A 20,889-nucleotide genomic window follows, 5' to 3' on the forward strand; every position below is an offset into this window, starting at 1 on the left:
GTATGGATAGTCCCTATTTTGACGAACATTGCCCATCTTGTAAAGCCTCCACATTTCAGACACCAATCGTCAACAATTTTGTTCCTTTACCACTCAAAAACACACATGTTAACATACAATTACGAACTAAAACAAACATTATAAGACTTTAATGAACCAAAACGAAAATGACAAAAGGAGTGTTTCATGTGCATTCTTTTTTTGATCTGACCGGCAAAAAAGCGCTGGTCACTGGCGGAGCAGTCGGCTTGGGACAAGGCATGGCAGTTGGGCTTGCGGAAGCAGGCGCGGATGTTACAGTCGTCACGTACAAGCAAAGCGCGGAGGAAACAGCGAAGGCTATTGCCGCTCTTGGGCGGGGAGCCCACATCATCGACACCGATCTCAGCAAGGAAGAGCATTTGCCCGGAGTGGTCGAGGAAGCGCTGGAAAAAATGGGTTCCATCGACATTTTGATCAATAATGCAGGCATCATCCGTCGTACGCCCGCCGCGGAGCATTCCGCAAGCGATTGGCATGCCGTTATTCAGCTTAATTTGAATTCGGCCTTCTTTATAACCCAGCTTGTCGGCAACGTCATGCTGAAGCAGCAAAGCGGAAAAATCATCAACGTCGCCTCCATGCTTTCTTACCAAGGCGGCATCAACGTTCCCGGCTACACTGCAAGCAAACACGGCATTGCGGGCCTTACAAAAGCATTCGCCAATGAATGGGCCTCCAAAGGCATTCAGGTTAACGCCATCGCTCCCGGTTATATGAGCACGGCCAATACGGAGGCGCTTAGGGCCGATCCCGTTCGCAGCGCATCCATTTTGGGCCGCATACCGGCAGAGCGTTGGGGAACGCCGGAGGATCTGAAAGGCGCTGCCGTTTTCCTGGCGTCGCGCGCCTCGGATTATGTGACCGGCCATACGTTGTGCGTCGACGGCGGCTGGATGGTTCGTTAAGCAACGCCTCTTGGATACGATTATTGGATGTCTGCAATTCGCACGCACCGAAAGCTGCACTTGCGCATCCAAACTTCATAAGCTATAATACGAAAAAATCGAATTCGACATCATGCCTGTGAAGAGCATCCAACTCGGAGGCGTTTTCGTCAAGTGGACAGCTGTAAGATTTAGCCGTCTCTCCTAAGTCAACCGGGCCCGCCCGTTACCGCGGAACAAAGAGGATCAAGCCGTTTATCAGCTTGGTCAACTTGGGTGGCACCGCGAGAGAAGCGCTCCTCGTCCCATGTGGGATTAGGGCGCTTTTTTTATTTTCTCTCGAGAAGGAGTGCGGTGGACATGATGGACTTGAAATGGATTAGGGAAAACGCGGAAGAGGCACAGCAGACGGCGGACCGCAAAGGAATCGCGCTGTCGATCAACGAGCTGCTCCGCTGGGACGAGAAGAGACGGAAGCTCCAGCGTCAGGCGGACGGTTTGCGGGAAGCCCGCAACAGGCTGTCGGGCGAGATCGGGCGGCTAATGGTTGCGCTGCGCGAGTCGAAAAGCATGCCGGAAGCTAAGAACAGCGTGACGCTCAAACCCGGCGAAACGTCGGACGGAAAAGGCGAATTTAGTGAACTTGAGGGGCAATCGGCGGCTCAAATCGACGCAATAGGCGCACCGGAGCCCCCTCCGCTTGAGATGAGGCTTGCCGCGTGTAAGAAAGAGGCGGCTGCCGCCGGCGCCGCTTTAGGAGAGATGGAGCCTCGTCTGGAAGTGGCAGAGCGGAAACTTGCGGAACTGATGGAGCTTGTGCCGAACCGCGTTTCGCCGGATACGCCGATCGGCTTTTCGGATGCGGACAACATCATCCTCAAGGCGGAAGGCGAGCGACCGGCCTTCCCATTCCCAGCGAAGGATCATATGGAGCTTGGCGAGCTCCATGACATGATTGAAGTCCCGAGAGGCGTGAGAACGGCAGGCAGCCGCCATTATTACTTGAAGGGCGCCGGAACGCTGCTGCATCGGGCCGTGCAGCAGCTGGCTCTAGACCTGCTGCTCGACAACGGCTATACGCCGATGGAGGTGCCATTGATGGCGAGGCCCGATGCATTGCGAGGCACCGGATTTTTCCCGCTTGGTCAGGATCAGACCTACCGCATCGCGGAGGAGGAGCGATATCTCGTAGGTACCTCGGAGGTGCCGCTGATCACTTATTGCGCGGGTGAAATCGTTGATGTGGAGCAGCCGATCCGCATGGCTGCGGCATCGATGTGTTTTCGCAGCGAAGTCGGCTCGGCTGGACGGGATGTACATGGGCTTTACCGCGTGCATCAGTTCGCCAAGGTGGAGCAGGTCGTCATCTGCCGGGGAGACGAAGCGCATTCGGAGGAACTGCTCCAGGAGATAACCCGCAATGCTGAGCAATTGCTGCAGTTGCTGGAGCTGCCGTACCGCCTTGTAGCTGTATGTACAGGAGATATGTCGCAGAAAACTTACAAGCAATACGATTTGGAGACTTGGATGCCAAGCAGGGGCGCTTATGGTGAAACACATTCTTCGTCGAACCTGCTCGACTTTCAGGCCAGACGCTCCAATATTCGTTATCGCGACGAACAAGGCGCGCTGCAGTTCTGCCACACATTGAACAACACGGCCGTTGCGAGCCCGCGTATTCTGATTCCATTGGTGGAGAATCATCAACAGGAGGACGGTTCGATACGGATTCCGAAGGCGCTGCAGCCGTATATGCGCGGTCTGGACTTGCTCGTTCCAATGGAAAAACTCTAAAAAGAGTGAGTCGCGTAACGGGGCTGAAGGCTTATAGATGGGATGATATAAAAAAGGACCTCGGTCTCCACTGGGGAGTGGAAATCGAGGTCCCTTCATTTATAATGCGAAGACTACTGCCTGCTAGTTCAGCAATTGGTAAGGAATCGGAGCATTATCTCTTGCTTCCTGCTCCCATTTGTCTACAAGCACGGAATTGATTTTTTTGCGTGCCGATATTTTAATGTCGTGGTTGGAATGGAAATGTACGCCGGTCAAAGCCAGCAGCTCTTTCACTGTCAATTCAACTGTTACTTTTTCGTCGCCGCCGGGAACTTTTGTCATGCTCATCTAAAATCACCTCATCAGATTGTTTTTTGTTTCCAATTTATCGACGTTTCGTGTGTGCGGTTACATTTAGGCTATGTCAGGTATTTTTATTGTTTTGTCGCACTTTTAATATAACACATCATGTTAGGTTATGCAAGCCTAAAATGCATTTCCGTTTTTATTATTTCCAATTTTCAAGGATTCCGAACATTCCTTGACGACCCATGCTCAAAGCATGGCTTTTCGGCGGTTTTTTCGCTAAAATGGAAGAGGATCGCTTGGAAAGAAGGGGAAATGATGATCGAGCTTCAAGACCCTCGCCAGGAGCCCCTGCTGTGGGGGGACAAGAAATTTCATACATGGAATTATGAAATGCGGGAGCAATTCGGAGGCAAGGTATTCAAGGTGATGCTGGACGCCGGCTTTACCTGCCCCAACAGGGACGGGACAATCGCCAAGGGCGGATGCACCTTCTGCAGCGCCAGAGGCTCCGGCGATTTTGCAGGACGCAGGCGCGATGATTTGGTAACCCAGTTCAACACTATCCGCGACAGGCAGCATCAGAAATGGCCGGACGCGGCCTACATAGGCTATTTCCAGGCTTATACGAATACGTATGCGCCAGTAGAAGAGCTGCGGGAATATTACGAGGTCATTCTTCAGCAGCCCGGCGTTGTTGGCCTGTCCATCGCCACTCGACCGGATTGCCTGCCCGATGACGTGGTGGACTATTTGGCGGAGCTGAACGAGCGTACCTATCTGTGGGTGGAAATGGGTCTTCAAACGATCCACGAATCTACCTCGGAGCTAATCAATCGCGCTCACGATACGGCCTGTTACGTGGACGCCGTTGCCAGGCTGCGCGCTCGCGGCATTCGCGTATGCGCCCACATTATCTACGGGCTGCCGCAGGAAAGCCATCAAATGATGCTGGATACAGGACGCGCTGTCGCCGCCATGGACGTGCAGGGCATCAAAATCCACTTGCTCCATCTCATGCGCAAAACGCCGATGGTCAAGCAATACGAAGCCGGACTTCTCCGTTTTTTGGAGCAGGATGAATACATCGGGCTTATCGCCGATTCGCTTGAGTTCCTCCCTCCGGAGATGATCGTGCATCGTCTGACCGGAGACGCGCCTCGGGATTTGCTGATTGGCCCCATGTGGAGCATGAAAAAATGGGAAGTGCTGAACGGCATCGACCAGGAGCTGAATCGCCGCAACAGCTGGCAGGGCAAGCTCTGGAGCGGAGGCTAGCCATGGGTTTTTTATCCGTGCTGAGCCAGGCTCACAAATGGATCGGCGAACGAGTCTCCCCCGGAGACGCCGTTATTGACGCTACGGCGGGCGGCGGCGTGGACAGTCTTGCCCTGGCGGAGCTGACGGGGCCATCCGGCACCTTGTACGCCTTCGACATCCAGGAAGAGGCGTTGGAGCGGACAAACCGCCGTCTGGAGGATCTGAAGGAGCAAGGCAAGCTGCCTCGGCTTCATCTGGAGCTGCACAGCCATGCCGTGATGGGTGAAAGGATTGACCCCGTCCATCATGGCAATATTGCCGCCATCATGTTTAATCTGGGCTACTTGCCGGGCGGGGACGAAACCGTCATTACAGAGCCGGAAGCAACTATCCGGGCATTGGATGTCGCTCTCGCGCTGCTTCGGCCGGGCGGCATTATTACTTGCGTCCTGTATCCCGGTCATCCCGGCGGCAAGGAAGAAGCGCTTGCGGTGGAAAACTGGGCGGCCGCTTTGCCGCAGATCGAAGCCCAAGCGGTTCTTTATAGGCAGCCGCAGCGTTCCGCCGCTCCGTATTTGCTTGCCCTGGAGAAGCGCCGGCTGCCAGGGGCACGGTAGCTGGCCCGTTTACAATCCTTTTAGCAGCCATTCCTTTTTATCATGAAATATGTAATCCTTACTTCAGACAGGAGGCGGACCACTATGGCAGTCAAAAAAATCGAGCATTTAGGCATTATGGTTTCAAGCATCGATAAGTCGCTTCATTTTTACGAAAACGTGCTTGGATTGAAGCATCTGTACACGATGACGCATACCAACGGCGTTATCAGACTGGCTTTTCTTGCTTTCCCCGACTCCGGAGAAACGCAAATCGAGCTGGTGGAGGGCTATAACCCGGATTTGCCCGTAGAAGGCAAGGTGCATCATGCGGCGTTTACGGTTGACGACGTCGAAGCCGAATTTCTTCGCATCAAGGAGCTGGACGTACCGCTTCGCGATACGGAAATTACGACGCTCCCCAATGGCGCGCGCTATTTCTTCCTGTACGGGCCGGACGGCGAACTGCTGGAGTTATTCCAACCGGGACAAACACCTTAAGGCATGGACGTCGGCCCGCGCAAGGACATCTGGCACCGCCCCTTCGCCCTCTGCGAAGATTGCATCCGCATCCTAGAAAACGACAACTGATAAGGGAGAGAGAAACATGACAACTGTTAAAGCATACCCGCTACAATTTAAAGCCGAAATGAAAGAGAGAATCTGGGGAGGACGCGCTCTGGAGCAATTTGGCCTGGAGCTGCCGGAAGGCGCAATCGGTGAAGGCTGGATGATCGGCGACCATCCTAACGGCATTACCAAGGTTATCAATGGCGAGCTGGCGGGACAAGGACTGGATCAAATTCGCGAGCAATTTGGACGCGAATGGTTCGGCAGCCGTGGTTTTTCGGAGAAAAACGGACGTTTCCCGCTTCTGATCAAGCTGCTGGACTGCAACGATGACTTGTCCGTGCAAGTCCACCCTACTGACAGCTACGACGGACTGCCTGCGGGAGAGCTGGGCAAAACGGAAATGTGGTACATTCTGGATGCCAAACCGGGCGCCAAAATCATTTACGGCCTAAAAGAAGGCGTGGATCGCGCTTCGATGGAAGCCGCGATTGCGGAAGGACGCATTACCGATACCTTGCAGGAAGTAACCGTGCAAGCCGGCGACGCCTTCTACATTCCAGCCGGCACTGTGCATGCTCTCTGCTCCGGCGTTCTGGTCGCGGAAATTCAGCAGAACTCCGACACGACCTACCGCCTGTACGATTACGATCGTCCCGGACTGGACGGCAAACTGCGCGAGCTGCACATTGAGGACTCCCTCAATGTTATCGCCTATGAAGGCGCCGGCGCTCAACGCATGAAGACGGACGGCGTAAAACACGGCGAGTGGCTGACCATTGCTTCGTCCCCGTATTTCCTGGTGGAAAAAGGCGTGGTTGATGGTTCGGTTTCCTTGGCTACTTCACCCGAAAGCTTCGTGATTCTCGTTATTGCCGACGGCAAAGGCAGCTTGAAATGGGACGGCGGCGAACAAGCGGTAAAAGCCGGCGAATGCTTCCTGCTCCCGGCCACACTTGGCAGCTATGAGCTTTCCGGCAATTTGACCGTTCTGCGCAGCGTTGTTCCTCAATAACAATATAAGTTGAACAAAAGGAACAAGCAGAAGGCCAGAGTGCGAATGGTTCTGGAGAAGCGAAGCGTTCACCTTTGTTCCCTGATATCACCATTAGACCCCTTCATTCAGGGAAATCGGGGAACAAGAGTGATCGGAAGAACTTTTCGCATGGCGGCCCTCTTTGCTGAAATTCCATTGTTCAACTTTTATAGCCAAAAAAATTCCCCCGCATATGTCATCATCTGGCTGCAAGACCAGAATGACCTCCATGCGGGGGATTCTTTTTTTATAGAACGGCCGAATAAGCTCGCGGCTTGGGCTTGCTCTCATTCTGATCCAGCGCATACAGCATAACCAGAAGCGATTCAGAGCCCGGGGACAACTCGCCGGTACTCAAATAGCTGCCAAGATCAAACGGGAGCTTCTCCACAACGGCATGTTTTTGCAGCTCGCGTTCCCGAAGGCCCAATTGGGCAAAGTCGCCGGATACCGTTTCCGGCTGCTCCGACAGCTTGCGAAGCCAATGTCCCCATTCCGGCTTTTCCATCGTACGCTCCCACCAGATTTTGCGGGGTTTATAGTTGTGGTTCAGGAAGTAATCGTATTTCATCAATCCAAGCACAATATCGAGACGCAGTTCCGCTCCCGGTCTAAGCACGCCTTGGCTCTGCAAAGCTTCTCCATCGCTCCCCGAGGCCAGACTGTTCAAGTACTCCCATAGCCGCGAGAACAAATCCTCGAGCTGGTGTCCGATTCTGGACCAACCCTGGCTCTCCCAAAAATCGCCGAACAGCTGAAAAAAATCAAACGGCGACGCAAACACGTTATCGACCAAATAAAGAAGTGTATGATCCAGCCTATGGCTGTTCCAATATTTCTCCAACACATCTTCTACGCGTTTGATCCTTACGATATCGGCAAAAGGCATCAACTCATTGCCCAACATTTCGTATGGCGCCCGATCCATATAGATGTAGCCCCATTTGTCGGCTTCCCTCCGCAGTCCTGTACCGCGCAGCATTTTCAAAAATCCCAGCTGCAGCTCCTCCGGGCGAAGCTCAAATACATCGTTGAATGTTTCGCGAAACGTATCATAGTTTTCCAATGGCAAACCGGCAATCAAATCCAGATGCTGATCGATTTTGCCCGACTCCTTCACCTTGGTGACGGTCCGTACCAGCTTGGACCAATTTTGGCGGCGCTGAACGGCCAGATTGGTTGGATCATTGGTCGACTGCACGCCGATCTCGAAGCGGAAAATGCCCGGCGGCGCATGCTCCGCCAAATAATCGAGCACCTCGGGACGCATGATATCCGCCGTTATCTCGAACTGAAAGACGCAGCCACCGTGGTTTTCGATCAGGAACTGAAACATTTCCAGCGCATAGTCCCTTTTGATATTAAAGGTGCGGTCAACAAATTTAATCAACTTGGCTCCTTGGTCAATCAAATACAGGATATCCTCTTTCGTCCGCTGGATGTCATAGTAACGGACGCCAACCTCGATGCTGGAGAGGCAAAACTGACAGCTGAACGGACAACCCCTGCTCGTCTCAAAATAAACGACGCGTTTGCCCAAATGAGGCAAGTCCTCGGCAAAACGGTGAGGCGATGGCAGTTCATTCAGATTAAGCTTGGGACGCGGCGGATTAACGATGATTTCGGCGCCCTCCGCACCTTGCTTCCGATAGGCAAGACCAAATACCATATGGAATTTGGATTCGCCCTCCAATTCCTGAAGCAGATGGTGGAAGGTCTCCTCTCCTTCGCCCCCGATAATAAAGTCAATATCGTCAAGCCGCTCCATCCACTGGGCAATATCGTAGCTGACCTCGGGACCGCCAAGCACGATTTTTAGCTCCGGCTTTATTTTTCGAAGCATGTTGATTACGGTAATCGTCTCTTCAATATTCCAGATATAGCAGGAAAATCCGATCACATCAGGTTCCTTTGCAAAAAGGTCCGATACGATGTTCATCGCAGGGTCCTTGATCGTGTACTCCGTAATTTCGATATCAAATGCATGCTCGCTATAAGCCTTTAAGCAGCGCAAGGCGAGCGAAGTATGAATGTATTTGGCGTTTAACGTTGACAGGACAACTTTCATTGGAATTCTCTCCCCGCTTTCGGCGACATCAAAATAATCCTGGCCGCTTTTGCATTTTGTATAGCGAGCATATTATATACCATGAAGTCTTGATGGACAAACTATTCCGGCTTCTTAACAAAAAAAACAGCGCCGGCATGGAAGCCGGCACCGCATTTTATACGCAGAGAAATGGAAAACGGATTTTTTGAACAACCCTTTAAATAAGGTTCAAAAAGTCCGGTTTTCAGTACCAAGAAGATGGGATAAAGCTAGAAATAGAGGACCGGAGCGTAGTGATAGCTACGCGAGGACCTCCAATGTTTCTGGAGGAAACATCCTTCGTAAGCCTACGCTTAGTTCGGCTGAATCCCATATTCGCCGCTGGCCATGACGCCAGTCATGTCCCGTAATGGAAAGCGGACTTTTTGAACAACCCATTAAATGAGGTTCAAAAAGTCCGGTTTTCAGTACCAAGAAGATGGGATAAAGCTAGAAATAGAGGACCGGAGCGTAGTGGCAGCTACGCGAGGACCGGATATTTCGGCTGAATCCCATATTCGCCGCTGGCCATGACGCCTGTCATGTCCCGTAATGGAAAGCGGATTTTTTGAACAACCTATTAAATGAAGTTCAAAAAGTCCGGTTTTCAGTACCAAGAAGATGGGATAAAGCTAGAAATAGAGGACCGGAGCGTAGTGATAGCTACGCGAGGACCTCCAATGTTTCTGGAGGAAACATCCTTCGTAAGCCTACGCTTAGTTCGGCTGAATCCCATATTCGCTGCTGGCCATGACGCCAGTCATATCCCGTAATGGAGAGCGGACTTTTTGAACAACCTCTCTAAAATCTTGTTTTGAGGTACATTTGATCTTGCAGCTGCATATCGATGACAAAATGGCGCAGACGCCATTTGCCGCCTTCGATTTGGGTCACTTCATCCGAAGCAAAACCTCTCGGTCTGAAGCTGTAATCCCGCACAAAATCGATTTTCACCTGAATGCGCTCCTTTGGCAGCATCCGATGCAATTCATGCCCTAAATTAATGCTCCACAAACGAAGCTCTGCTTCAGCGGCAGTGCCATTGTAAATATAGAATCGCGGGTCGATCGTTGCGCTAAGCACAAGCCAGCCTTCCCCGTCCCGTTTGGCCTCCCAATTCGAGAATTCTGCCTCTCCGTAGTTCGTTAGGACAGAACCGAATTCCTCTTTCAACAGCTTTTCAATGGTGGAAAGCGGTGCTCCAACCAGCGTGTCCGGGAGCTTTGGATCAAAAAACGCAGCGTCCTTGATCTTGGAATCGGTGGCCGTCTCGTAAAGCACGGAAGCATGAAGGATTGAAACAGCAAAATTGAGATGCGCTTGCGTATTGCTATATCCGCTTGTCGTTATGCCGACCAGATTTCCATAAGCGTCAAACAAGGCCCCGCCGGAGCTGCCATGATCGATGGGCGCATTTGTTTGCAAATACCGCACACCGTCTTCGTAATGCAAATTGCTGACGATGCCTTCGGAAATTGTGTTTTGCACCCCTTGCGGACTGCCTATCGCATAAACCTTCCCGCCTTTGGAGATAGGTGCGTAATCGACGCTGACCTGACTCAGGTCAATTGGATCTTCTGTAGTAATGATTGCAAGGTCGGCGTTTTCATTCCATACGGCCACGCCTTTTATTTTGATTTCATCGGAATAAATGGAATATGCGGTCGCCGATGATGCATCTGCAATGACATGGTAGTTGGTGAGGATCAGATTATCGCCGATGACAACGCCGCTTCCCTGAGACTTGTTCGTCATGATCATGACGACGCTTTCGTCAAACATGGCAGCAATATCTTCCGCTGTCAATGCAGCTTCCGTATCGGGACCGATCCAGTCGGTTTCGTCATCCACTTCTTCTTCTTTGGACAGGGAGTAATCCCATGTCTCCAGTTTGACTGCATGAATTGCGCCATCCCAGATGACATCGAGATACAACTGCTCCGCAATAAAACGAACGGGGATGAAGACAACGCCGCTTTTAACCGCAGGCGCTGCAGGAGCCTGTACGGACGCGCCATTAACGATTGCGCCTTTGCCTCCGACTGTCATTGATATCGTCAAATCAAAGTCGCGGATAATAATCGTTCCGGTTTTAGTCTCGTAAACGGAAGTGACGCCGAGCTTATCTAGCAAATCTTTCATTGGCGCCATAACGACACCGTTTTCCTTATAAACGGGAGCCGACAACTGAATATTTTGGTCGTCCAACCAAAGCTGAATGCTCTGCTGCTGCGCCGCTGCCGCGGAAACGGCATTTCCTCCCACCGGCGCAAGAGGGCTTAGCAGCAAGCCTGCTGCCAGCATCGTACAGATAGCAGCCTTATTCCAATTTCGTGTTGTCATTGTTTCGTCCATCCGCCTCTCCTTCATTTTCCAAATCTATCATTACCAATTTATCCTATCATTTGGGCTCTACTATTGTCTATCTGATCTTTCCATATCTTTGCGCAAAAAACCTCTATGCAGGCCGTCCTTTTCATAGGAGGCCTGCATAGAGGCTGCGTACAAAATCAACCCGCCATCAATCCAGCGGTTTTACCATTATTGTGTACATCGTTCCGCTTACGGGCAGCTTGCCGTCCTCGCGGTACCCAAGGCCGCGATAAAGCGAAGTCGCCTTTTCATTATAGGGCTCTACAATAAGAGAAAGGCGACTGCATCCGCTTAACTTGCCCCGGCTCTCGAAAGCAGCCAAAAGCCCTTTGGCTACGCCTTGTCCCCTATACCCTTCTGCAACCGCCACGGTATCCAGATAATAATCCCCTGGCGAACATTCCGCTACAAGCTCTTCTGCAGCCTGGGCTCCGTATAGCTCTGCAAGACGTTTCTTGATGGGCTCATCCAGCCTTGCGGCATCGGAGCCTGAATAACAAACCAGCATGCCCGCGATTTCACCGTCTCTGCGGTCGACCAGAATGTTGGAATAGCTGAGACGATTATTCTCTCTGGCGATCCAGTCCCGCAAAACCTCTTCCGTCTCCTTCTGATTCCGTGATCCGGACAGCGTATATGCGATTGAACCAATGGCTGACAGCAGCAACGGAAGAAGCTCACCCGCATCCTGCGGATGAGCTTCGCAAATTACGCCATTCATAAAACGTCCTTTATTCAGCAGGAGGCGTAAAGCTGCGGCCCGCAAATTCAGCATCCAGCATATAGAATGCGTTGCTGTCCTTGTCGATGCGCTTCAGCTTGTTAATGATGCTGTCAAACAACGCTTCTTCCTCTACCTGCTCGTCGATAAACCATTTCAGGAAGTTGATGGTTGCATGTTCGCGATCGTTCAGCGCGATGTCGGACAGATCATAGAACCGCTTCGTATTTTGCTGCTCGTGCTTGTAGCCTTGCTGAAACGCATGCAGCATGGAGGAATATTCATTGCTAGGCTCCGGCAGCGCGTCAAGCGTAGCGCGGCGTCCCCGGTCGTTCAAAAATTTGTATATTTTCATCGCATGGAACCGTTCTTCCTCTGCTTGCACAATAAAGAAGTTGGCGAATCCATCCAAGCTGTCGCCGGAGCAATAGGCCGCCATCGCCAGATAGACGTGCGCAGAGTAAAATTCAAAGTTCATTTGATCGTTTAACGCTTTTGCCAAATTATCATTCATGGAGGGCACCTCGCTTTTGTGTTGTAATGCCATTTTATCACAAAAACAAGAGACGGCAAAAGCCCGTCTCTTGTTCTCTCTTGATTTATCCGTTATTTCATTCTTTTTTTCAGCTTTTTGAGCACCCCTTGATGCGTAGCTGCGCTGATGTAATCCGATTTCACCATAATCAGACATTCGCTCCTGCAGGTTTTGCATTTGCCGAGGCAATCCTTCTTTTTGCGCTTGATTTCCGGAAAATCCTTTTTTAGCGCCTTGTTAAGCTGTTTGGAGCCTTTCCCCCAGTTCCGCCTGCACAACTTCACCTTTTCCGGCTTTTTCCCCATCTATTGAGTGGCCGCCTTTAAGAGCTCGACGCCTTTTTGCAGCTGAGTATCGTCGCGACCCAGCTTCTCACGCAGCAATTCCGTCAGCCGATAACCCGTTTTATCATTGAATACGCCGGTTGCCGTCAATCCTTCGTCGCTCTGGAACTTCGTCAGTGCGGCTTTTGTCGCTTCATCGAACAGGCCTTCAAGCCCCGTAGCCTCATAGCCCAATGCCTGGAGCATGGCTTGCAGCGTCGATACGTCGTCGCCGTAGCTGCCGGTTGCAAGCTTGGCTCCCAGCGGCAGCGGGCGAAGCGATGCATAAGCCGGCAGCTCTACAGGATAGTCCGGCGTAACGCCTTCCTTGTTGATCCAGGCCCCGCCCGGCGTTTTCCATTGCGCCTCCGTCAGAATCAATACGGATTGGTCCGGGTATGAGAAAAATTGCTGGACAACGCCTTTGCCAAAGGTTTGTACGCCAACGATTTTGATTCCCGCAGATTCCTGCAAAGCCGATGAGAGCACCTCGCTTGCGCTGGCGGAATATTCATTGACCAGCACAACAACGGGGAGCTTCCACTCCTCCGCCTGCTTGGAAACCAGGCTGACGACCTTTCGTTCATCTTTATAGACGATATCCAGTATCTTTTTGCCCTTCGGAATAATAACGCTGGCAATTTCCTGTGTCGCATCCAGCAGCCCTCCCGGGTTGGAACGCAAATCCAGAAGCAGAGACTTCAATTCCCCGGTTTCCTTCAGCTTGGCCAGCTCTTCCTTAAACTCGGTGGCGGTGTTGTGTCCAAATCGGGTAATCGTCACATGCCCTATCCCGTCCTCCAGCATTTCCGAGGTTACCGTATGAATCGGAATGGCAGCTCGATTCAGCGTCATTTCAATGGGTTCGCTGCTGCTGCCGCGCTGGATGGACAATGTTACGGGTTCACCCTCTTCTCCCCTGATGAAACCTAGCAAATCCTGCAGAGACTTGCCCTGCAGCGCCACCCCGTCAACCGAATTGATAATATCCCCGGGCAATAAGCCGCCTCGCTCGGCCGGAGTATCCTTAAAGACGGATTGGATAATGAAAAGGCTCTCTTCCTGGCGGATTTCCGCGCCGATGCCATAAACCTGGCCTTCATAGGATTGCGTGTACTGCGCGCCCTTTTCGCCCGCCAAATATTGCGAATAGGGATCCTCCAGCGAAGCGGCCATGCCTTGGGCGGCGCCGTTAATCAGCTGCGTTGGAGTTGCGCCATCCAAATAATCGTTCAGGATACGATTGTATGCATTGCTGAGCTGCTTAAACTCCGGTTCTTTTGTAATGGGATACCGGGCACCGCCAAATAACATGCCCAAAATAAATCCTGCAAGCAGCAGCGCAACAGCCCCGATAGCGTACCATATCCCTGAGCGCTGCTTTTGAATATCCGCGTCATAGTTGTTCATGTCATGATCTCCTTGTATGAAAGCTTAATTTTCGCTACAATCAACCTATTCACCGCACGCACGACTATAGAGAACCTGCTTTATGCATGGGAGAGGAGCTTTTCCGCCAGTATGTACAAGTTGATTGCAATTGATGTAGACGACACACTGCTAAATGATGATTTGACCGTTAGCGAAGGCACAAAAAAGGCCATGGAAGCCGCGATCGCCAAGGGCGTGACGGTTACGCTGGCTACCGGGCGCATGTTCGCCTCGGCGCAAAAAATCGCCAAGCAGATTGAACTTAATGTACCTATTATTACTTACCAGGGCGCTCTCGTCAAAACACTGCTCGACGGGCAGGTTTTATACGAGCGCAACGTGCCGACAGACGCAGCGGAAGAGCTGTACGGCTATTGCCTCAAGCACAACCTTCATCTGCAAGTGTACGTGAACGACGAGCTATATGGAACCGAGGATAACGACCGAATCAAAGCCTATTCGGCCTTGTCCAAAATTCCTTACAAGATCCAGGAGGATTACAGCGCATTAATTACGCAGCCGCTCAATAAATTGCTTATTATTGACGAACCCGAGCGGCTTGACCGAATCGCGCTGGAGCTTCAGCCGCTGATCGGCGACCGTGTCCATATTACGAAATCAAAAGCCCACTATCTGGAGTTTATGCACAAGGAAGGCACAAAAGGCCACGCCCTGCAATTTATGGCGGAGCATTTGGGCTGCTCCATGGATCAAACAATCGCCATTGGCGATGCCTGGAATGACCGCGAAATGATTCAAGCCGCCGGATTGGGCGTTGCGATGGCCAATGCCGTGGATAGCCTCAAGGAGCTTGCGGACTACGTAACTTTATCCAATAATGAGGAAGGCGTAAGGCACGTCATCGAAAAATTTGTGCTGTAAGAGGATTTTTTGAGGCGCCAAAAGAAAGTCAGCCCTGCGGCGAAATGCCGCAGGGCTGACTTGCGCAAAGGAGGAGGACAAATGAGTCCCGACAAATGTCCGCTATGCGGAGAAGAAAACCATTGCGCGGCCGAGAAGCTGCCGCCAGGGGAAGAAGCCGCCGGTCTGGATTGCTGGTGTTTCCACGCCGCAATCCCAAAAGAGCTGCTTGCCCGCATTCCGGCGGAGCAGCGGGGCAAAGCCTGCGTGTGCAGCAGCTGCGTCAAAAGCTTTCATAGCGGGTAAGCCGCTTACGATTAGCAGCATTTTTGACTTCCCTCTCCACTAGCCCGCAGCTTTCCAGCCTACAGCCTGACAGCTGCAGGCTCAGGTGCAGCAACCGTGCCAGACTTGTCCGCCGAAGGCATCATAATAATGGTATCGCAGATTGCATCGGCATCCTCGCGGTCATGCGTAACCAATATGGAGGTCATGCCGGTCTGGCGCAGCAGTCCGTTTAATTCGCCCCGTATGCTCGCCTTCAGGTCGGCGTCCAGATTGCTGAACGGTTCGTCCATCAGCAGCAATCGCGGCCTCGGAGCCAGCGCGCGCGCAAAGGCAGCCCGCTGTTGCTGTCCGCCGCTCAGCTCATGCGGATAACGTTTGGCAAAGCTCTCCAGCCGCACCATTCCCAGCATCTCCTCCACTGTTTTGCGGCGTTCCGGCCCGGACATCCCGCGCAAGCCAAATGCGACGTTTTGCCCCACCGTCATATGGGGAAACAATGCATAATCCTGAAACACCAGGCCAACGCCGCGGCGCTCCGGCTGAACAAACGCGCTGCCGCCCGCCATTATCGTCCCGCCAATGGCAATGCTTCCGCCAAGCGGAATGTCCAGGCCCGCAAGCAACCGCAGCAGCGTGCTTTTCCCGCTTCCGCTGGGACCAAGCAATCCGGCGGTTTGTCCCTTTTTCAGGCTTAACGAAAATCCGTTCAATATATCAGCTCGCCCGCCAGCATAGGCAAACCTCAAATCGGTTACTTCTACATACGCCATTTAGACCTTCCTCCTTCCGAGCCAGTGATAGAGCCAAACGGACAAAATTCCCAATGCGATAATAAATAGAGAAGGAAGCGCCGCTTGATGAATTTGCTCGTCGCTGGCGTATTGATACGCTTTTGTCGCCAAGGTTTCGAAGTTAAAGGGACGCAGCAGAAGCGTCAGCGGAAGCTCCTTGACCACCTCAAGAAAAACCATAATGCTCCCTGCCAGCACCGCTCCTTTTACAAGCGGCAAGTCCACCTTAAAAAAGGTCGCCGTCATGCCATACCCCAATGTTCGGGAGGCTTCGCTGTACTTATTGCCGATTCGGTCAAAGCCGGCATCCATTGCATTGTAGCCAACCGCGAGAAAACGAATGCAATACGCAAACACCAGCATCACAAGCGACATGCTGAGCACCAGCTTGTTGTGGCCAAGCCCCATTGCGGCGTAAACGCCGGCCAACCTTTTATCCACAGACAAAAATACAGCCAACACGCCGATGGATAATACAGCTCCGGGAATGGAATATCCCATCGACAGCAGCCTGCCGGCAGCTAACGACAGCGGGCTTCTCCACTGGCGGTTCACATTGCTCGCAATGACGGCAAAAAACATAATCAGCACAACGGCTAAGCCGGAAACCTGCAGCGTATTGGACAACATGCCGACAAACTTGGCATTCCAGACATCCTCAAACGTCCACCAGGCCCAGACCAGAAGCTGAATAACCGGTATAAAAAAAGACAGCAGCGCAATGATACTGCTCACGGTAACGGCTAGCCAGGCTGCAGGTCCTTTAAGCTTTCTTCGCGTCAGCGGCACGCTCCGATTAGCGGGGATATGGTATCGCTTGCGCCTTCTCAGCAGCCGCTCGACAACAAAAATGCCGATAATCAGCGCCATCAGAGATGCCGCAAGCCGAAGCGCGGAATCGATATCATACATCCCGAACCAGGTTTTGAAAATCGCTGCCGTAAATGTCTGAAGCCCAAAATGTTTGGAAACGCCGTAATCGTTCAGCACCTCGAAAGCGACTAAGCTTGCTCCGCCGACGATTGCCCCCGTTGAAAGCGGCAGCGCAACGCGAAAAAACACCGCAAAGGGATTTTTTCCAAGCAAACGGGCGCTCTCCACAAAGGACGCGCTATGTTTTTCCAGAAAGGAACGGACCATCAAATAAACATAAGGAAACAGGAACAAGGAAAAGATGATCACGGCGCCTTTCATCGACATCACATCAAAATAGTTCTGATTGACTGCTACGCCCATCGCTCTGAGCCAGGTTTGAACACTCCCCGTATAGCTCAGCATCGAGCTGTACGTATAAGCGGCGATATATGGCGGAATCGCAAGCGGCAGCAAAAAAACAAAACCAAAAAAACGACGCATCGGGAAATCGTAAGCAACGGTAAGCCAAGCCAGCACGATGCCGGCGATCGAAGCCAGCACAACAGTTCCACCGGTCAAAAGCAGCGATTCCAGAGCATAATCCAGCAGCATATATTCGGTGATGTGCGCCCAGTTCTCGCCAGGCTTGCCCAGCAATCCCGCCAAAATGTAAAGCGACGGAAGCAGGGCCAATATGGCCCCGATTCCGCTGACTACGCTCCAAGCGCCGAATCTTTGTTTCCATCTGCGCAGAAGCAATGTCTTCATCTTATTTCCAGCCGCTTCTGTTCAGCAGCTCAGTTGCCGCTTTATTATTAACTCCGAGCTGGGCATATTGAATGTCCTGCGTCTTGAATGTTCCCCATTCCTTCAAAAGCTCCGGAAGCTCCGCTGCCGGATTGACCGGAAATTCAAAGCTGCCGTTTGTCAGCATTTCCTGGCCTGCCTTGCTGGTCATGTATTCCGCCAGCTTAAGCGCGTTTTCCTTGTTTTTGGCATGCGCAGCTAGACCGATTCCGCTAATGTTGAGGTGGGTGCCCGTCGTTTCCTGATTCGGGAAAAAGACGCCGATATTTTCCGCCACCTTCACTTCTTCCGCATCCTTGGAATGAAGCATCTGGCCGACGTAATACGTATTCATAATCGCTACATCCGCAATGCCGGCCGCAATCGCTTTGGCCTGGTCGCGGTCTCCGCCTTCGGGATCGCGGGCGAAGTTGGCGACAATGCCTTTTGCCCATTCTTCCGTCTTGGCTTCCCCGTTTAGTTCAATAAATGAAGCAATAAGCGACTGATTGTACATATTGGTCGATGAACGGGCTACAACTTTACCCTTCCATTGCGGTTCAGCCAAAGCCTCATAGGTCGACAGCTGCTCAGGCTTTACACGATCCTTTGCATATACAATTACGCGCGCACGGGATGCCAACGCCACCCAATTGTTGTCCTTGTCACGGAATTTCTCCGGCACATTGGCAAAAAGGGACTCCGATTCGATCGGCTGAAGCACTCCGCTTTCCTTAGCATAATTCAGAACGCCGCCATCCACTGTTATGAAAAGATCCGCTTCCGAGCTTTCCCCTTCGCGTTTCATGCGCTCCACAAGCTCTTCCGCCGTGCCTTTGATTTCATTGACTGTAATGCCGGTTTCCTTCTCGAATTGATCAAACATCGCGAAATCGATATCGTAGTGCCGCGCCGTAAATACATTAACAACTCCGCTATTCTCCGGCTTTGCCGTTGCTTCGGCGGACGCGCCTGGCGATGCGCCGTTTGTTCCGCCATTGGTACCGCCGTTGCCTCCGCTGTTTGTTCCGCCGCATCCCGTTACGATGACCGCCGCGGATAAAAAGGTCAAAACCCCCGCCATTAATTTCTTTTTCATTTCAAGTCCCTCTCAATTCTCTCTTCTTTTTTGATAATGAATATCATTACCGCTTATTGTATAGGACAAAAATGAGAAAACACTGTGAAAATGAAAAAAATTATATCGGAATGACAAGCCGGGCCGTTGTGCCTTGTCCCGCCTTGCTGTCAAGGCTCACCCGGCAGCCGCTGCTATCGGCAAGTCTTTTGGCAATTGGAAGGCCAAGACCATACCCCGTCTTGCCGCTGCGCGCCTTGTCCGCTCGATAGAAACGGTCCCAGACATGGGGCAAATCCTCCTCCGATATACCGATGCCCCCATCAATAATTTCGATGACGGCTTCATTTGATGGTACGGAAACCCGGATTTGTATTGTACGGCTGTCTCCGGAATATTTGACCGCGTTGTCCAGCAAAATATGAAGCATTTGCTCCAATTGAGCTTCGCTTGCCGCCGGGCGTAAGCCTTTCGCCCGCTCTGCGGATACCTGGAGATCAAATTCGGGATGTACGATGCTTGTTCGCCAAACTACAGAGTTAATTAACTCCGCAAGATTATCGCAGGGTTTACTATTTTCCGGCACCCCGCCCGTCGTCTCCGCGCGCGACAGCAAAAGAAGCTCCTGAACCAGCCTTTTGAGACGCGTAAGCTCCTCCGTTGAGCTCTGAAGCGATTGGTCCAAAACCTCGGGTTCATTTTTCCCCCAGCGCTGCAGCATATGAAGATGTCCTTCCATAATCGCGATTGGCGTCCGCAGCTCATGCGAGGCATCCTCCACAAACTGCTTTTGCTGGCGAAAAGACCGCTCCACCTGATCCATCATATCGTTAAACATCATTTTGAGCGCGGCTACTTCATCCTTTGCGCCCTCCAGAGGCATTCTTTCCTGCAAGCCGTTTTGTTTGACCCGGTTAATGGTTTCGTTCATGACTTTCAGAGGGTTAATCAAAACGCGGGCAAGCAGGCGGCCTCCAATTACGCTAAGTACAAGCGCGATTGCGCCGCAAGCCAGCATAATACGGTTTAAGATGCTAATCAATCGGTCGATGTCCCCCATGCTGCGAACCATTTCCACCGTGCCTTTAAACTGAAAAACGGTTAACGGGCTTGCCATGACCAGCATGCCTTCTTTGACGCTTGCCGGCCTGCCCCCTTCCGCCCGGCTTGCACCGGACACCCAGGATTGCGGCATATTGTCGGCCACGGTTACGACGGGTTCTCCCTCTTCGCTCAAAATGCGGATCATTCCGTTTCGGACATTGGCCTTGTCAAGCTGGGCCCGGATCGTGGGATAATGCTCCGGCTCCATGGTGATTTCCTTTGCCAGAAGCACATTCAGCAGTTCTCTCATGTCACGTTCAATGCGTTCTTCTTCCTGATTGACCATCCATTTCTCGACAAACCAGAATTGCGCCAGGCTGCTTGACGCAAACAGCAGAAACAGGAGCAGCGAAGACCAAAGCGTCAGCTTCCAGCGAATCGAAAGCCCGGCATACCCGTTGCGGATCCTATTCATCTGCGCATCACGTAGCCGATCCCGCGCACAGCCTGGATCAAGCTGGGACCGTCCTTGACATCAATTTTGTTCCTTAGGTAGCGGATATATACATCTACAACATTTGTATCAACAGCCGCTTCAAACCCCCATACCGTATCCAGCAGCGTTTCCCGGGACAACACACGGTTTATATTTTTCATAAGCGCCTCCAGCAGGGAAAATTCCCTTTTGGTCAGCTCGACCTGAACGCCGCCTTTTGTGACAAGACGGGAATCGGCGTTTAACCTCAAGTCCCCGCATGTATAAGCAGTATGGCCCTCCGACTCCGCAACTTCCTGCCTGCGAAAAATAACGCGAATCCGCGCCAAAAGCTCTTCGATCGCAAATGGCTTTGGCAAATAATCATCCGCACCGCTGTCCAGGCCGGATACGCGGTCGTTGATGCTGTCCCGTGCCGTAATCATCATCACCGGCGTTTGCTTCAAGCTTCGAATCTCTCTGCAAATGTCCAAACCATCCCTTCCGGGAAGCATTAAGTCCAACAGCACAAGATCCCATTCCTCCGCCAGTGCCAGCTCAAGTCCGGCTTGTCCGTTGCCCGAAACAACGGCGCAAAAACCTTCATGCCTCAGCTCCAGCTCCAAAAACCGGGCCATATTGATTTCATCTTCGATTATTAGTATCCGCTTCAAGGATGTTCCTCCTAGCAATCCAACTTCCTGACATCTAGGGAGCATCTAAAAGCCCCCATACTCGTTACTCCCATTTTAATGATAACCGTTCTCAG

At 52.0% G+C, this 20,889-nt stretch carries 20 protein-coding genes; 8 read left to right on the plus strand and 12 right to left on the minus strand.

The features are described 5' to 3' along the window. Positions 1-167 precede the first annotated feature (167 nt). Both kduD and serS read left to right on the plus strand, forming a co-directional pair. On the plus strand, positions 168-947 hold the full coding sequence (gene kduD, locus ACX93W_RS10165; protein ID WP_459392253.1) for a 2-dehydro-3-deoxy-D-gluconate 5-dehydrogenase KduD: 780 nt from the start codon (positions 168-170) through the stop codon (positions 945-947). Between the two features lie 339 nt (positions 948-1,286). Then, positions 1,287-2,720, plus strand: coding sequence for a serine--tRNA ligase (gene serS / locus ACX93W_RS10170; protein WP_459392254.1), 1,434 nt, complete (start codon positions 1,287-1,289; stop codon positions 2,718-2,720). 123 nt (positions 2,721-2,843) lie between these two features. Here the strand turns inward: serS and ACX93W_RS10175 are convergent, their stop codons facing one another. Then, positions 2,844-3,050 carry a hypothetical protein gene (locus ACX93W_RS10175; protein WP_459392255.1) on the minus strand — a complete coding sequence of 69 codons (207 nt, stop codon included), beginning with the start codon at positions 3,048-3,050 and terminating at the stop codon, positions 2,844-2,846. A gap of 276 nt (positions 3,051-3,326) precedes the next feature. Here ACX93W_RS10175 and ACX93W_RS10180 point away from each other — a divergent pair, with 276 nt between their 5' ends. The 4 genes from ACX93W_RS10180 to manA all read left to right on the plus strand — a co-directional run bounded on the left by ACX93W_RS10180 (position 3,327) and on the right by manA (position 6,449). Next, the gene (locus ACX93W_RS10180; protein ID WP_459392371.1) at positions 3,327-4,286 is read left to right on the plus strand and encodes a TIGR01212 family radical SAM protein; all 960 of its coding nucleotides are present in this window, start codon (positions 3,327-3,329) and stop codon (positions 4,284-4,286) included. Positions 4,287-4,288: 2 nt separating this feature from the next. Then, the gene (locus ACX93W_RS10185; protein ID WP_459392256.1) at positions 4,289-4,885 is read left to right on the plus strand and encodes a tRNA (mnm(5)s(2)U34)-methyltransferase; all 597 of its coding nucleotides are present in this window, start codon (positions 4,289-4,291) and stop codon (positions 4,883-4,885) included. A gap of 84 nt (positions 4,886-4,969) precedes the next feature. Continuing rightward, positions 4,970-5,365: a VOC family protein gene (locus ACX93W_RS10190; RefSeq protein WP_459392257.1), complete on the plus strand. Its 396-nt coding sequence runs from the start codon at positions 4,970-4,972 to the stop codon at positions 5,363-5,365. 106 nt (positions 5,366-5,471) lie between these two features. Beyond that, entirely contained in the window at positions 5,472-6,449 is a 978-nt protein-coding gene (gene manA / locus ACX93W_RS10195; RefSeq protein WP_459392258.1) for a mannose-6-phosphate isomerase, class I, read from the plus strand. A 268-nt stretch (positions 6,450-6,717) separates the two neighbouring features. Here the strand turns inward: manA and ACX93W_RS10200 are convergent, their stop codons facing one another. From ACX93W_RS10200 to ACX93W_RS10225, 6 genes are all read right to left on the minus strand, one after another. Continuing rightward, on the minus strand, positions 6,718-8,538 hold the full coding sequence (locus ACX93W_RS10200) for a B12-binding domain-containing radical SAM protein (protein WP_459392259.1): 1,821 nt from the start codon (positions 8,536-8,538) through the stop codon (positions 6,718-6,720). Positions 8,539-9,360: 822 nt separating this feature from the next. After that, positions 9,361-10,914, minus strand: a complete 1,554-nt coding sequence (locus ACX93W_RS10205; RefSeq protein WP_459392260.1) for a trypsin-like peptidase domain-containing protein — start codon at positions 10,912-10,914, stop codon at positions 9,361-9,363. A gap of 166 nt (positions 10,915-11,080) precedes the next feature. Beyond that, positions 11,081-11,653: a GNAT family N-acetyltransferase gene (locus ACX93W_RS10210; RefSeq protein WP_459392261.1), complete on the minus strand. Its 573-nt coding sequence runs from the start codon at positions 11,651-11,653 to the stop codon at positions 11,081-11,083. A gap of 10 nt (positions 11,654-11,663) precedes the next feature. Next, complete coding sequence (locus ACX93W_RS10215; RefSeq protein ID WP_459392262.1) at positions 11,664-12,167, minus strand: ferritin; 504 nt, start codon at positions 12,165-12,167, stop codon at positions 11,664-11,666. A gap of 92 nt (positions 12,168-12,259) precedes the next feature. Continuing rightward, positions 12,260-12,493: a DUF1450 domain-containing protein gene (locus tag ACX93W_RS10220; protein WP_459392263.1), complete on the minus strand. Its 234-nt coding sequence runs from the start codon at positions 12,491-12,493 to the stop codon at positions 12,260-12,262. Next, the gene (locus tag ACX93W_RS10225; protein ID WP_459392264.1) at positions 12,494-13,921 is read right to left on the minus strand and encodes a S41 family peptidase; all 1,428 of its coding nucleotides are present in this window, start codon (positions 13,919-13,921) and stop codon (positions 12,494-12,496) included. It lies immediately after the preceding gene. A gap of 111 nt (positions 13,922-14,032) precedes the next feature. Between ACX93W_RS10225 and ACX93W_RS10230 the strand changes: the two genes are divergently transcribed. Together ACX93W_RS10230 and ACX93W_RS10235 are read left to right on the plus strand one after the other, a co-directional pair. Continuing rightward, positions 14,033-14,824 (plus strand): Cof-type HAD-IIB family hydrolase, encoded by a 792-nt coding sequence (locus tag ACX93W_RS10230; RefSeq protein ID WP_459392265.1) that lies wholly within the window; start codon positions 14,033-14,035, stop codon positions 14,822-14,824. Between the two features lie 81 nt (positions 14,825-14,905). Continuing rightward, positions 14,906-15,109 (plus strand): cysteine-rich CWC family protein, encoded by a 204-nt coding sequence (locus tag ACX93W_RS10235; RefSeq protein ID WP_459392266.1) that lies wholly within the window; start codon positions 14,906-14,908, stop codon positions 15,107-15,109. A gap of 59 nt (positions 15,110-15,168) precedes the next feature. Here ACX93W_RS10235 and ACX93W_RS10240 read toward each other — a convergent pair whose 3' ends face one another. The 5 genes from ACX93W_RS10240 to ACX93W_RS10260 all read right to left on the minus strand — a co-directional run bounded on the left by ACX93W_RS10240 (position 15,169) and on the right by ACX93W_RS10260 (position 20,794). Beyond that, complete coding sequence (locus tag ACX93W_RS10240; RefSeq protein WP_459392267.1) at positions 15,169-15,861, minus strand: ABC transporter ATP-binding protein; 693 nt, start codon at positions 15,859-15,861, stop codon at positions 15,169-15,171. Continuing rightward, a complete protein-coding gene (locus ACX93W_RS10245) occupies positions 15,862-17,505 on the minus strand; it encodes an ABC transporter permease (protein WP_459392268.1) in 1,644 nt (547 codons plus the stop codon). A 1-nt stretch (position 17,506) separates the two neighbouring features. Continuing rightward, positions 17,507-18,622 carry a Fe(3+) ABC transporter substrate-binding protein gene (locus ACX93W_RS10250; protein WP_459392269.1) on the minus strand — a complete coding sequence of 372 codons (1,116 nt, stop codon included), beginning with the start codon at positions 18,620-18,622 and terminating at the stop codon, positions 17,507-17,509. A 100-nt stretch (positions 18,623-18,722) separates the two neighbouring features. After that, on the minus strand, positions 18,723-20,120 hold the full coding sequence (locus ACX93W_RS10255) for a HAMP domain-containing sensor histidine kinase (RefSeq protein WP_459392270.1): 1,398 nt from the start codon (positions 20,118-20,120) through the stop codon (positions 18,723-18,725). Continuing rightward, positions 20,117-20,794 carry a response regulator transcription factor gene (locus ACX93W_RS10260; protein WP_459392271.1) on the minus strand — a complete coding sequence of 226 codons (678 nt, stop codon included), beginning with the start codon at positions 20,792-20,794 and terminating at the stop codon, positions 20,117-20,119. The genes ACX93W_RS10255 and ACX93W_RS10260 overlap by 4 nt, the downstream gene beginning before the upstream one ends. Positions 20,795-20,889: the final 95 nt, after the last annotated feature.

Source organism: Paenibacillus sp. CAU 1782 (assembly GCF_054551715.1).